Annotated in this window: 11 protein-coding genes and 1 pseudogene; 8 read left to right on the forward strand and 4 right to left on the reverse strand. The window is 58.5% G+C overall.

Features of this window, described 5'->3' with window-relative positions; translation table 11 throughout:
- On the reverse strand, positions 1-2,129 hold a 2,129-nt coding region (locus tag BW990_RS16220; protein WP_200798064.1), incomplete at its 3' end, for a right-handed parallel beta-helix repeat-containing protein.
- A 474-nt stretch (positions 2,130-2,603) separates the two neighbouring features.
- Here BW990_RS16220 and BW990_RS22330 point away from each other — a divergent pair.
- The 3 genes from BW990_RS22330 to BW990_RS16235 all read left to right on the forward strand — a co-directional run bounded on the left by BW990_RS22330 (position 2,604) and on the right by BW990_RS16235 (position 5,095).
- Positions 2,604-2,879, forward strand: a complete 276-nt coding sequence (locus BW990_RS22330; RefSeq protein WP_076449651.1) for a cupin domain-containing protein — start codon at positions 2,604-2,606, stop codon at positions 2,877-2,879.
- On the forward strand, positions 2,876-4,246 hold the full coding sequence (locus tag BW990_RS16230; protein ID WP_076449653.1) for a phosphohexomutase domain-containing protein: 1,371 nt from the start codon (positions 2,876-2,878) through the stop codon (positions 4,244-4,246). The genes BW990_RS22330 and BW990_RS16230 overlap by 4 nt, the downstream gene beginning before the upstream one ends.
- Positions 4,247-4,483: 237 nt before the next feature.
- Positions 4,484-5,095 (forward strand): terminase small subunit, encoded by a 612-nt coding sequence (locus BW990_RS16235; RefSeq protein ID WP_083950669.1) that lies wholly within the window; start codon positions 4,484-4,486, stop codon positions 5,093-5,095.
- A 568-nt stretch (positions 5,096-5,663) separates the two neighbouring features.
- On the opposite strand, the gene BW990_RS16240 is transcribed toward BW990_RS16235, so the two are convergent.
- Positions 5,664-6,554, reverse strand: a complete 891-nt coding sequence (locus tag BW990_RS16240) for a tyrosine-type recombinase/integrase (RefSeq protein WP_076449657.1) — start codon at positions 6,552-6,554, stop codon at positions 5,664-5,666.
- Between the two features lie 62 nt (positions 6,555-6,616).
- On the opposite strand from BW990_RS16240, the gene BW990_RS16245 reads away from it, so the two are divergent.
- From BW990_RS16245 to BW990_RS22335, 4 genes and pseudogenes are all read left to right on the forward strand, one after another.
- Positions 6,617-6,865: a helix-turn-helix domain-containing protein gene (locus BW990_RS16245; RefSeq protein WP_076449659.1), complete on the forward strand. Its 249-nt coding sequence runs from the start codon at positions 6,617-6,619 to the stop codon at positions 6,863-6,865.
- 436 nt (positions 6,866-7,301) lie between these two features.
- Positions 7,302-7,835 (forward strand): hypothetical protein, encoded by a 534-nt coding sequence (locus BW990_RS16250; RefSeq protein WP_076449661.1) that lies wholly within the window; start codon positions 7,302-7,304, stop codon positions 7,833-7,835.
- Complete coding sequence (locus BW990_RS16255) at positions 7,828-8,337, forward strand: hypothetical protein (RefSeq protein WP_143526251.1); 510 nt, start codon at positions 7,828-7,830, stop codon at positions 8,335-8,337. Before BW990_RS16250 ends, BW990_RS16255 begins: the two co-directional genes overlap by 8 nt.
- 293 nt (positions 8,338-8,630) lie before the next feature.
- Positions 8,631-9,109 (forward strand): annotated as a pseudogene (locus BW990_RS22335) (transposase); the annotation flags it as partial.
- A 318-nt stretch (positions 9,110-9,427) separates the two neighbouring features.
- Here BW990_RS22335 and BW990_RS16265 read toward each other — a convergent pair.
- Both BW990_RS16265 and BW990_RS16270 read right to left on the reverse strand, forming a co-directional pair.
- On the reverse strand, positions 9,428-9,853 hold the full coding sequence (locus BW990_RS16265; protein WP_159441677.1) for a BLUF domain-containing protein: 426 nt from the start codon (positions 9,851-9,853) through the stop codon (positions 9,428-9,430).
- Positions 9,854-10,777: 924 nt separating this feature from the next.
- Positions 10,778-12,706, reverse strand: a complete 1,929-nt coding sequence (locus BW990_RS16270) for a polysaccharide biosynthesis protein (RefSeq protein ID WP_076449669.1) — start codon at positions 12,704-12,706, stop codon at positions 10,778-10,780.
- Positions 12,707-13,184: 478 nt separating this feature from the next.
- Between BW990_RS16270 and BW990_RS16275 the strand changes: the two genes are divergently transcribed.
- Positions 13,185-13,517, forward strand: coding sequence for a hypothetical protein (locus BW990_RS16275; protein WP_076449671.1), 333 nt, complete (start codon positions 13,185-13,187; stop codon positions 13,515-13,517).
- The last annotated feature ends 123 nt before the right edge of the window (positions 13,518-13,640 follow it).

Genomic DNA, 13,640 nt, shown 5'->3' on the forward strand with positions numbered 1-13,640 from the left:
GCCACGCGCAGCTCGCCAGAGCTCTCGCCGTCGTTCCAGAGCATCCGGAGCGCGACCTGGTCCCCGCCATAGGGCAGCGGCCCGTAGTCGAGCGTATCGAAGGTGAAGTCGTCGAGCGTCAGATCGCTGAAGACAATCCGGTCGGCTGACCCGCTGCTCGCCGTTTCGCCCGAGAGATAAAGCCTCCCGGCGTCCTTCGCGTAGTGATAGGTGTCATTACCGGCGCCTCCGTCCGCGTATTGGAAACTGCCATTCCCCGCGCCCACGTCGAGATCGTCGTTGCCCGCTCCGCCAGAGACCCGGTCAGTGCCAGCGCCGCCGTCGAGAAAGTCGTCGCCGCCATTGCCGTTCAGCGTGTCGTTGCCGTTCAAGCCTTGGAGGCGGTTCGCGAAGTCATCCCCCACCAAAAGATCGGCGAATTCGGTGCCCGTCTGGGTCGTGACTCCGCCCGTCGTCAGTTTGGTGTCATAGATAGTCGCATCGCTGATCGTGCCCCGGAAGTTCGCGTCATAGCCCGCCGCCTGGTCCGCGCTGCCCCAGCCGAGGCCACCCCATTGAAGATGTTGCTGGTTTTGCGTCCAGTCCATCACCAGCTCGGTGGTCGAGACCTGTTCGCCATTGACCCAGAGTTCACCGCCGTCAGGCCCGAAGGTCACCGCGACGTCGTAGGTCGTTCCCGCCTCGATGCCATCAAGGCTCAGGTAGGCGTCGCTTGCGGCATCCTGCAGGCGGACCATCAGGGTGTTGCCCTCAAGGTAGGCGGCAAAATGGTGACCGCCGCCGACATATCCGCTGGCATCCTTGGCGACGAGGCCCTGCACACCGGCGACATCGTCTGCCGTGAAAGAGAACGCAACCGTGCCGGAAGATATCTCCAGCTCGGCGCTGTGTGCCATTTCAAACACGTCCCCCGCGTCCGCGATCGTGAGCTCACCCGGCAGGCTGAAGACGGTTCCTTCGGCTGGATCGAGGTCGGGCAGCGGTTGCGGATCGGGTTCGGGTTGCGGATCGGGGTCCGGCTGCGGAGCCGGCTCGGGCACCCAGGTGTCGCCGTTCAACAATTCCATCAGCCGCTCATAGGCCCCGTATTGCTCGGCCAATGAGCCGGCGAGCGGGACGAGGTCTTGCAGCGTCACCCCGAGGCCGGTCTCTGCGTTGGGGAAATAGTCGCTGTAGTGATGGGCTTGGTTGGGCTGGTCATGCTGAACGTACAGGTTGCCGCCGCTCACCTTGCCGTCATATCCGGTGGCCGAGATGATATTGCCGGTGACCGTGGCACCGTCAGGGCTTTGAATGACCGTTGCCTTGTGTACCAGATCGGGCGCGTTCAACACGGTGTTGTCGCGGATCGTGACGTTCGCGCCGGAATAGAGGGTGATCCCGTGAAGCATCCCGGTATAGAGGATGTTCTGTTCGATCAGCACGTTGTTGTAGCTGCCGTCGGCCATGAAGATGGCCTGGGTCGTGCCGATGTTGCCGGCGAGGGAAACGTTGCCGCGAATGGTGATGTTCTCGGACGAGCCCTGGAACTGAATGAAGTCGACATGGGCGGTCGGCGACGGAAAGTTCGACGTCGGCCCGATGTTGTTCTCGATCAGGACGCCATTGACGCCGGCAAACTTCATGGTGTCGTTGCCAAGCCGGTCGAAATGGTTGCCGACAACCTCGATGTTGTCGCTGCCCAAGGCCACGAAGCCGTTCTTCACGTCGTGGACCTCGTTCTCCTCGATGCGGATGTTCCGCACATTGCCGCCGGTATAGATGCCGTAATGGCCCTGGAACTCGTTGTAATTCGTGCTGGTCGTGACGGAGCCGTTCACCTCTGAGTTCGAAAACACGATGTCATGGCTGTTGCCGTCGATATTGACCACTTTCGACGAAGCGGCGCCGTTCGACGGGTTGTCCACGTGCACGCTGTCTATGGCGAGAAAGCTGGACCCGACGATGTCGATCTGATCGAACACAGCGGGGTTGTCCGGATCCGCCGAACGCACCGTGACATAGCCGCTGTAGTTGTAGCCATTGAAGTCGAACGATCCGTAATCGCCCGCCGCGAGGACGATTTCATCGCCGGCCTGTGCGGATGCCAGCGCATTTTCAAGCTGCGCGCGCGTTGTTACGCTGATCATGCCCAAATCCACTTTTGCTGCATCACGATGGTTTGCTTGGCGGAGCAGCCCGATACGACTTCGGTCGTCGAGCGGCGGAAATTCGGTGTGTTAACGCCCTGCATCAGAGAGTGTCCTTTTTTCTTTTCCCGTACGGTCACACCCGGGAGGTGACGGGCTCTTCGAGTCGCCCATTGCCGCAGACCACTACGATTTTTGCGTTTACTATCAGGGACCTGCAGAGACACACCTCCGGCCGTCCAAGCCTCATACCGAGGTGGACATGTCACAGTTTGATCTCGCTGATTACTCGCTACTGCTTTATTTCTTGCTTGCGACGATGACGTAGCAACGCGTCGAATCAAGGGCAACACGATGACCCGCCGAGCGCCATTTTCGGGCGATAATTCGCCCAGACGGCGGATTGTTCTGCGCACAAGTTGGCCGTGCGCCCATGGTCGCGGCCAAGGTGCGCGACGAACGGGATTGCTTCGCATGAGCTACCAATTCATAGGCGAATTCGGCACTCACCACCCATCTGAGCACTGGATTGTTGTGCAAGGCACAGCCAATATCACCACAGATGTGGAGGGCCAATTCGTGACGGAAAATCAATCAGTTTACACTCGGCTTGCCGCGGTGCACCGCATGGAGAACCTTGGAAAAATCCCCACGGTTCTGATCGAGCTGCAAAGCGGGAGAAACCCCGGTGAGGATGATATCCTGCAAGACGAGACCCGTTGCTGCCGCGGCCAGGAAGCCATGGGATGAGCGCGCTCACCTGCTTCAAAGCCTATGATATTCGCGGGCGTCTCGGTGTCGATCTCGACGAAGAGATAGCTTATCGGATCGGCCGCGCATTTGCCAGAGCGCTCGGCGCCAAGCGAATCGTTCTGGGCCGTGACGTACGAGCGTCTTCAGAAAGTCTGGCGACCCAAGTCGCGCAGGCGCTTGTGGCCGAAGGGTGCGACGTGCTCGACCTCGGGCTTTCCGGTACGGAAGAGATGTATTTTGCGACGACCCACTTCGCGGCGGATGCGGGCATCTGCGTGACCGCCTCACACAATCCGATGGATTATAACGGCATGAAAATGGTCCGCGCAGGCTCGGCGCCGCTCGATGCCGCATCCGGACTTACCTCGATCAAGGCGCTGGCCGAGGAGAATGCATTCGGCGGGACCGCTGACGGCGGCACAGTCCGCGATGTCGCCGCGGAGGCGCGTGCCGCGTACGTTGAGCGGGTTATCTCATTCGTTGATATCTCTGCGCTCCGCCCTCTCAAAATCCTGGTAAACGCGGGTCACGGCGCAGCGGGCCCCACCTTCGATGCCATAGCCGCGAAACTCCGGGCCCTACGAAGCCCTCTGGCGTTCGAGCGGCTCTACCACGCGCCCGATGGAAGCTTCCCGCAAGGCATCCCAAATCCGCTGCTACCCGAGAACCAACCGGCCACGGCAGAGGCCGTTCGCGCCTGCAACGCTGATTTCGGTGTGGCTTGGGATGGCGACTTTGACCGCTGTTTCTTTTTCGACCATGAGGGCCGCTTCATCGACGGCGAATATGTCGTGGGCCTGCTCGCCGAGGCGTTTTTGACCAAAGACCCCGGAGCTCGGATCATTCACGACCCCCGCATTATCTGGAACACGCAGGATCTCGTGACCAAAGCGGGCGGAACTGCCATCCAGGCGCGCACCGGACACGCGTTCATCAAACAGGCTCTCCGAGACCATGACGCCGTCTATGGCGGAGAGATGTCAGCCCATCACTACTTCCGCGACTTCTGCTCTTGCGATTCGGGCATGATCCCATGGCTGCTGATCGCGGAGTTGGTGAGTCGGTCCGGGCCATTGGCGGAGTTGGTGGCAGACCGCCAAGCGGCCTTCCCGTCGTCCGGCGAGATCAATTTCAAGCTCTCTGATCCGCCTGCGGCGATTGAGCGGGTGCGTGCCCGCTTTGAACCCGACGCCCGAAGCATTGACGAGACAGATGGCCTTGGGATCGACCTTGGTACTTGGCGGTTCAACCTCCGCAGCTCAAATACCGAGCCGATCGTGCGGCTGAATGTGGAAGCTCGAGAAGACGCCGCGCTCGTGGATAAAGGCGTCGTCGAGATCCGGCAACTGCTGGAGATTGACTGACCGAAACGAGGCCGAGGCATAGGCTGCATCAAGCATCTCGCTGGATAATCTCAGTACGCCTCGCGAATGCTTCTCCTTAATCAGAGCTTGCACCCACTGGCCGGGACGAACCATTCGCGGATTCCGCCGATATCGCTCCGGCCGCAGTGTACCCTCTGTTGTATGCTCGTTTTTTGCAAAACAATACAACATATGGTACAGATTATGCCATAGTTACGCGATATGTAGGCCAACATCATGAACATGTTATCCAATGAGCTGACCGGATTGGACGTCCCGTTATGGGCGTTGCAATTCAATCTCACACCACAGCAGACGGCCTTTGTCGTGAGCTATGTTGATCATTTTGAACCGGACCGCGCGGCGCGAGAAGCCGGGTTCAAGGCGCGGCATATCAAGAAGATCGCAAACCAATTGCTCAACATGCGCAAGATCCAGCAAGCGATCAGATTTCGCGTGACAGAGTTGCGCGATCGCAGTGAAACCGCGCGAGAGGAAGTATTGGCCGAGTTGAAGGCTATTCTTGACGCGGACATACGCGACATTTTTGACGAACAAAACAAGATCAAACACCCGGCCGATTGGTCAAGGCACTTTGTAAGTGGTGCGCTCTCTGGTCTGGCAATCAAGACCAAGAGCCGCCGCGGTCAAGTCGTTGAGCGAACGATCGCGATCAAACATATCAATCGCCTAGAGGTTCTTGACCTGGCTATGCGGCACCTTGGCTTGCTCGAGCCCGATAAAAAACGAAAAGAAGACAAGAAACTGATTGCAAAGGCACGAGCAGACATGGCGCGCGAAGACAGGTTGCTGGGTCCACATCCACGCCGCCGAGCGCAACCTATTTGAGACCTAATTTCGCTCCGCGGCCATGCCATCGAAGCGATGCACCATCAAGAGCGCCGACTTGACCGCGGATGGACCTGCGCGCCTCTGCCTCAGCAATCAAAGCAAAGAAATGCGCGAAGTCATCTAAGCACCATTCGGTGGCAGCGAAACCTACAACGGAGCAAAGCCTTGTTCGTTGACGGTGCCGGAAGAGAGGTCCTCCATCATGCGGACGCCCATCGGGGGTTGGACGCCAGCTCCACAGCGTCATGCAACCGCCTGGAAGAGACCTCGGTTCTCATTCGTGGCGATTTCCGCAGCTTCCAGCGCTGCCTGCAACTCTGGATCTCAAGCATGAGCTTCAGGGCCTCGTCATGCATTCAGACCGCGTTGCGCGTGTCGCCATTTTGGCGTCGAGCATTGCAAGCATCTCGGAGCACAGCGTGACGACTGCTGGAGTTGCCAAGCTCGCGGATTTCGACATTGATCACGGCTGAGTCCAGCTCGGCATATGTATGAAAATGCGCGCGGCGATCTAATCATCTATTGGACAGCCGCTGGCACATGCCCAGACGCTGAGAGTCTCTCATCACATCTCCCAGACATTCTGTTCGGCGACTTCAAGGTATCGGGCAAGGACAGAGACAGATTTCCAGCCGCCAGCCCGCATGATGGCGGATGTGTCGAAACCGCGCTTCAGCAAATCCTGCGCGGCGCCAACCCGCATCGAGTGCCCGCTGAAGGCCCTGACGTCTTCGGGCGGAAATCCGGCACGTTTCGCAGCCGTTTTGATGACGGTCTTGACCGTGGTGTCGCTCAGACCTCGATCGATAGGTTGGCCTTGATAAATCGGGCAGAACAGCCAATCGGTGACGCAGCCGCGCCACTCCTGCCAGAAGCGCACACGATCGGCTGTTTTCACAGATGTGAACGCCAGACGTCCCTGCCCTTCCTGATCCGCTTTGCTGCGGCGAATGAGAACGCGCAGCGTGCCATCCGAACGCAACTCGAGATCGGAATCCCGCAACGCTATCAATTCCGAACGTCGCGTCATTAGCTCGTATCCAAGCGCCAGCATTGCGGCGTTGCGCAGGCCCCAAGGCGTCTTGGGTTGCACCGCCAGAAATCGCTCCAAGTCCGAAGCGTTCAAACCGCGCGCCTGCTGAGGCCGTACCGGGTTGGCCCTCCGGACCCGGCGCAAAGCAAGGTTGATGGCTTCATCCTCCGTGGGATCGGGAAGCCCAAGCAGACGATGGACTTTTCGAATGGCGTAGAGACGCCGCCGCACCGTCGAGGGCGCCTTGTTCCGTCCTTGGTCTTCGATGAAGGCACAGATCTGCGCCACGCTTCCCGGCAAAGGATCGCAGACGGTTTCATCACACCAGGACACGTAGGCTTGCACATCGGCGAAATAGGCGCGCATCGTGGCATCAGAATACGCACCATCGAGAGCTTCCAATGCCACTTTCCAATCCAACACGTCTCATCCTCCCGCCTTTGATAAACATTAGTTATGATAAATGATTGATCATAACTAACCTCATGTCAATCACCGGACAACAAATTCGCGCGGCCCGGGCCGCATTGGGCTGGACAGTGCAGGACCTCGCCGATGCCACAGGCGTCGGCTCGGCGACAATTGTGCGATATGAGGCGGTCGAGAGAGGCCTGCCAAAATCCCGCAAGAACAACCTCGAGACCCTGCGCAGCTGTTTCGAGGCCGCCGGAATTGTCTTTGTCGGCACACCAGAGGAGGGTCCGGGTCTGCGAATTTACGGCACCCAAGAGTGATAGCTTGATCCAGCGCTTGTTTCGCCGCTGCAAGTCCACGGGTCTCGTCGCAGTCAGACCTCGCTGTCAGCCGTGGCGGCCAGACCGGGCTTGTGTTGCCAGACCCACTACTATATCTGGTACATAACAACTCTATACCTCGCGCATGATGTGCTGAGATCTGAATCCGTTAATCGCGGAGGTGATCGCGCATAATGCTCGTGCCTCCTCATCTGCGCCGGAGGCACCACAATGGGCACTCAAATCAAAATAAGACCGCCTCCCGGGTCTCCTGCGGCGTGTCTGCTTGGGCCGAAAACCACACTTCGGCCTGGGTTCGCGCCCAGCTGCGCGCCTTATCGAAATGCGCAGGAGACTGCGCGCGCCACCATGCACCCCCCCCCCTGGAGCATCCGTTCTCCAACGGTATTACACAGCCTATTGAAGGGACCCAAATATGGCTTCCAAGACCAAACCACCCGCCGATCCGCTCCTCCAGCTTGCCGATAACTTGCTCAACGGCGGCCGCAAGAGCGTCGACGAGATCCGTCGCGCCATGCTGGACATGTTAAGTCCTGTTAGCGAATATGAACGCCGCCGCGCGCGCGAGATTGCTGATATGGAGGTTGAACTCGAGCAGCACAGACGTATGCGCGATGCCCATCTCGTCTCCAAGACGCAGGAGCTTGCCGCGGGGCTTTTTGCAACCGGCATAATCCAAGTAATACCGCGGAATGAGCATCCCGAGGAGCAGGCAAAAGCTCGGGACCTGTTTTCTGAAAACCTGGACAAACAAAACGCGGCGCTCGACGCCATGGCGAGTTATAGCATTGATCCGGTTGCGCTGCACGCAGAAGCATACCACATCCTGGCCGAGCCCCTCGGTCATCACGAAGCGCGGATTGCATCTCTGGAAAAGCGCCGCCGCGAGCTTCTCGAGGATTACGAGACGCTGCGTGTCATTGCCCCGCGGGTTCGGCGCCATGCCTGAGCGCGATCCTGCACAGAACGCTCGCCGTCACGGAGTGACAGCCGCCTTGGGTGTGAACGAAGCCCTTGTACAGTATCGGCTGATCCTGAACGAACCGGAACGGGTGCCAGCGAGCTATGCGACGCATGACATCGATCGGCATGCCTTTCTCTTGGCAGAATGCGAGGCGCGGCTTGCACGCGCAATAGCGGCGGAGCGGTCCTTTCTCTGCGGCCGCTTTGCCCAGGCCCAAATTCAGGGCGCCGGCGAGGCGGGGGAGGCAAGCGGCGAGTTCATGACTTTGAACGTCGAGGACCTCCGCGCCATTATCGCCTCGGAGACGAGGGACATCGCAGCGCGTGTTGCCGCACAGCGCGAGCGTGCCTTCTGGCGCGAGGCCGGCAAGCTTCAACGCTATCGGCGCGAAGCTGAGACCGCTCGGAGGCGAGCCCTGAAGGCCTATACAAAGGCGCTACTGGAAGCAGAGCCCATGCCGCTACCACTGGAGGCGACAGAAAGATAGCAACAAGGGTGCGTGGGCTGTTCTCTTGCGCGCCGCCGCAGCTCGCTCTTTGACATCGTGACACACAAGCTCTCCCGCGGCGGTGCGCCGCCGCGGGAAAAGAGGTGCTTGAGTATCGTGGCGCTCGCAGAAAAGCGGATCCTACGCGCCCTTCCCGAAACGGCGTCGGTTTCGCGCCAAAGTTGCACGCTTCAGCGGCAAATCGGGTCAAGCATCTCGACAGAATAGACTGACCAGCCAGGGGATTATTCCTCCGCTTGGAACTAGGGTCCGTCCTACCGAAGGGACAGATAATGAAGCGATCAAGGTTTTCGGCAGAACAGATCGTCGGCATTCTAGCCGAGCATGAGGCTGGCGCGACGTGCGGCAAACTCTGCCGCAAGCACGGCATGTCGGACCGGACCTTCTACAAGTGAAAAGCCAACTTTGGCGGCAGGACGGTTTCGGATGCGAAGCGGCTAAAGGCGGCTGAAGACGAGAACGCCGGCTGAAGAAGCTGCTGGCAGAGCAGATGCTCTATTCAGCGGCGATGAAGGAACTGCTTTCAAAAATGTTAAGGCCAGCTGTGAAGCGCGCGGCCGTTGCGCATCTGCGGGCCTGGATGAGCCGGTGGGAACGGCGGGCGTGCCAGATGATCGGGGCAGATCGCAAGACGGTGCGTCAGGCCCCCCGACACGGGACTGCGCCGCGGCTGCGCGACCTGGTCAACGAACGGCGCAGGTTCGGCTACTGGCGCCTGGTGGTGCTCTTGCGACGGGAGGATGAACGGTCTACGCGCGCCCCGGCCGGGAAGGCGACCATTTGCCCTCGAGGCTCGGCTGCAGCCGAGGCAATGCGTCCGGGTCCGCCGACGAGGACAACCACAGGTAACGTCCGATCCTCAGAACGATCTAGAGCTGGACGTCGGGGATCGGTTGCCGCGGCGACTGGGCATCAATGCCCCGCGACATCTTCACCGGCACGAACGCCTGACCGCTCCCGGTCGCGAGTTCGCCGTTCCGATACTGTCGCCGGCAGACCGTCCTTAACGCTGTTAGCTCACTCGGATCACATCCATTGATGACGGACACCTTGTTCGGCGGACGAGTGTTCAGAGCGGGTCTGAGATTCCCAAATCAAGGCGTGCGGCCGCAACCGCAAGAAATGTCAGAGCTTCCGAACAGGAGGCCTGCTCCGTTTGCTTTTTGAACGACACTTCTCCGAGAAAGTCTTCAAACACGAGAACATTGGTCGACGAGTACCCCATGCTCCAATCGCTGAATCTGCGCCTACCGACAGTGCCATGACCAAGCATGACAAGGTCAGTATGCCTTAAGTCGCTATGTAGCCGTTCATAAAGCGGCCAAAGGACGTCTGGACTCCCTTCCAAATATTGGATGAATAACCCCTCCTCCGCGTGCAAGAATCCCGTCAAACCGAGGAGTGTGTTGTTGCGCTGAGAAACCACGACAATCGAATCGCATGCGGCCGAGCGAGGCGCGACAAGCGCTCGGCTTCGGTAGATGAGATACTCCATGTCGCGTGCCCTCCTGCTGGAATGCTGGCGCAGGCCGCAGTGCGCCATCCGACAAAGTGCTCATTCGAGCAGAAATTACTCGTTCCGGCGCTTCTATGGCGCACTTGGATGCGCCTCAGAGCGAGAATCGAAAATAATCTCGAGAACTGACACCTTAAAAAAGCCTTAAGCCATTAAATGAAAACGAATATATAGCGCATCAGCACCACCCCAAGCAAGGTGCAGAAAGAATATATGAATTCGGATTTGCCATCACCAAAAATCCGGGCCGCTGATCTTCAGTGACGGTGGCTCGCGTCTCCGACTGGCTGGGCTCCGCAGCCCAAGACCCTGCTGACCGCGTATTGAACATCCGTAACGCGTAACGTCAGTCATAGCACACAGGCACAAAATTTCCGAAAAACCGCTGCAAGAGCTTCGCATCTTGCCTCTTGGAAATCCGGAGAACTGACACCTGCCTCCTCTGCCGATCTAGGTAGCGTCCGCTCCAACCGAAGAGACCGACAGAATGAAGTGGGCACGGTTCACCGAGGAGCAGATGATCTCGATCTTCAAGCCGCAGGAGACAAGCTTAAGCCGCGGCGGAAACCGTCCAATTGATGGGGGGGGTAGCTAGTTAGGCCAAAAATCAAACGACGGCTTCTCTCAAAGGTTTGAGAGAAGCCCAATCTCAAGTCACGAAAAAGCAGGCAATCCGAGAGCGTCGCTTCCAACACCAAACCGCTGCCGGCGAGTTTCAAACAGAAGCCGAACCAGAGCCTCCATGGCGGAGAAAAAAAACGCTCTGCAAAGATGTCTGACGTCGCGCGCGCTACGAACCTCGTGTCGCAGGGCGTTGAGGAGCTTCAAGTACTTCTGAAAATTGGTTGAAAAGAGCACTTGCCGAAAAATGAAGAACCGGGATGAAGGGCCTACCTGAGATCCTCAACTCGATAGCCTGGCCTCATCTTTTCTCTCGGTGTCTTCGCTTCGCGTCGGTTTCGAAACGTCTTTCCAAGGCCGGTACTCGCGTACGGTATGCGCAACGAGATTGCGGAATTCATGCGGGATGTTTTCCCGAATGCAGCGTCCCAACTCGTTCAGCATTTCGCGCACCTGTTCCTGCGACAGCGCGTATTCCTGAGCCCGAAGTATCTTGGGATGCGGAGTGCTACCTAAGGTGTCATTGTCGATCAGCAGCTCTTCGAAAAGCTTCTCGCCCGGGCGCAAGCCGGTCGTCACGATTTCGATATCGCCAACACCTGTCTCAACGTCCTTTACGCTTCGCCCAGACAGATTGATCATACGCTTTGCAATCTCAATGATCTTGTGCGGTTTTCCCATGTCCAGCACGAACACATCGCCGCCTTCAGAATAGGCGCCAGCCAGAAGCACAAGCCGTGCCGCTTCAGGGATCGTCATGAAGTAGCGAGTCACTTCGGGATCGGTCACAGTGACCGGACCACCCGCCGCGATTTGCTTCTGGAATAGCGGTATTACCGACCCGGACGAGCCGAGGACGTTTCCGAAGCGCACCATCGAGAAAACCGTACGACCCGAACGTGTATGCCGATCCTGGACGACCAGTTCCGCCATACGTTTCGTGGCGCCCATGATGTTTGTGGGGCGCACAGCCTTATCGGTCGACACAAGGATGAAGCGCTCGATCTGCGCTTCGATCGCCGCATCCGCGACAACCATCGTTCCGAGAATGTTGTTGCGCCCACCCTCGAGTTCGTTGGCCTCAACCAATGGGACATGCTTGTAAGCTGCAGCATGCAGTACGACCTGCACATCATATTGCGCAATCGCCCAAGAAACCCGCATCTTGTTGGTCACGGAGCCCAGCACAGGAATGATCTCGATCCCGCGCTTGGCGGCCAACTTTTTCAGGTCCTGATCGATGCTGTAAAGCGCGAACTCGCTCCGCTCAAACAGAACGATTCGCTTAGGTTTGCAATTCATGAGTTGCCGGCACAGTTCCGATCCAATCGACCCTCCCGCCCCGGTCACCATGATCGAACGCCCTTCGTAGGCATCGTCGATTTCATGATGCGCCAGATCGACGGCGTCACGTCCGAGGAGTTCTTCGGGGACGACCGTGCGATGCTGAGGCGTGGATACCACCCCGCTCATCATGTCGATATATGAGGGCAGAACTTGCACTTCCAGGCCGACATCGCGCACCTCCTGCACGAGCTTGGCAAGTTGCGGCTTTTCCAGCGACGGGATGGCGATCAGGACCTGCTCTGCCTTCATTTTCCTGGCCAAATCGCGCAGCCGACCAGGTGCATGAACATCGAGTCCGGCAATGATTAGTCCGCGAAGATTCGGGTTGTTGTCGATGAATGCCATCGGCCGCGCTTCAGCCGCCGCTCTTAACGCGGAAGCAAGCTGAATTCCGGCTGCACCGGCGCCGTAGATGATGACGCGTTTGCGGCTGTCACCCGTCGCGAAGCTCTGGAAAATCTGAAGCGCCAAAAGGCGGTAACCTGCAGCGCCGAAGAAACAGAAAGCCGCGAAGATAATCGGCACAGACCGGGGACCCGGCAGCGCAGTCATGTGAAAGAACGCGCTCACACCAACGGCAGCAAGGATCGCAAACGCGGCGATATTTCCAACGGCGCGACCTTCGACCGACTGCAACTTCACGCGATCTAGCCGCAGCCCGAATGCAGCCACGGCACTGATGCACAGCACGGCGAAGAAAAGAGGCCATCCGAAGGACGGCACATTCTCGGGGTTGAGCGTACCGTAGCGCAACATCAAGGCGGAATATATGGCAACCTGCGCGACTATGAGATCGGCGATGACGAGCAGGCTGCGCTTTGTACGGCGCGACAGCCCGAGAAAACGTCCCAGAAGATGCGTCATATCAAATACTTCATATCGAATGTCTTCCCAGGTAGCCAAATGTCAGCAAGTCCCACAGCCAGACCCCCTAGTCGATTTTGCGATCTTAACCAAGCATTCTTGTGACATCAGGCAAGCGTCCGCCTGCCCTCGCGCCGCAAGAGCAGATCGGAGAGAACTCCGACAACTAATTCAGCCAAGCGCTACGACGCCGAGCATCCGTGGAGCGGCCGGTCAACATCACAAAACCATACAAAAATTTTTAGAGACGTTGCAGAGCGCACTACCCAGCGACCGTCCTGCACTATGACCCCACCATCTTTCTGTGTGCGTGCTCTGACCACGTCGAGTGAACCATCATTCCAAGAGGATGCCTGCCGCTGAGGCTCATAAGCGCTAATTTTCTCTTAAACCAAATTGGATTGAAATTTTTTCTGGTCATCATGCGTGCTGTTTCGTAGAACGCCGTGGAGTTACACGCCAGATTCAGGAGCCACCAATGTATATTCGCACAATCGTTGCATCCGCCGCGCTTGCGCTGACCGGATTTTCTGCCTCCGCTCAGGGCACGACCGCCGAGGCGCTGCAAATCGCAGCCGACCAAGGCGCATGCGGCGCCGAAGCAACCATCCAGTCCGCAGAGTTCATCGATGCGACGACAATCCGCGTGACCTGCCTTCGCGCGGGTGCCGGAATGGCGGAACTCGGTGGAGGTCTTGGACCGGCCGCTGTCGGTGCAGCCGGCCTCGTCTTCGTGGCGATCATCTCGTCCGTGGGCGATGGTGACGGCTCGTCCGGCACGACCGGCACGTCGGGAACAAGCGGCACCTAATCGCCGACTCCAAGGCAACCAGCTACGAAAGGGCGGCCCGAAGGGCTGCCCTTTTTGTTCGTACTGCGCAATCAGTGCATCTGTGCAGGTTGCATACCCTCTCCCCGGCTTTATGAAGGGGCG

The organism is Roseivivax lentus (genome assembly GCF_900156805.1).
Lineage (GTDB): Bacteria > Pseudomonadota > Alphaproteobacteria > Rhodobacterales > Rhodobacteraceae > Roseivivax > Roseivivax lentus.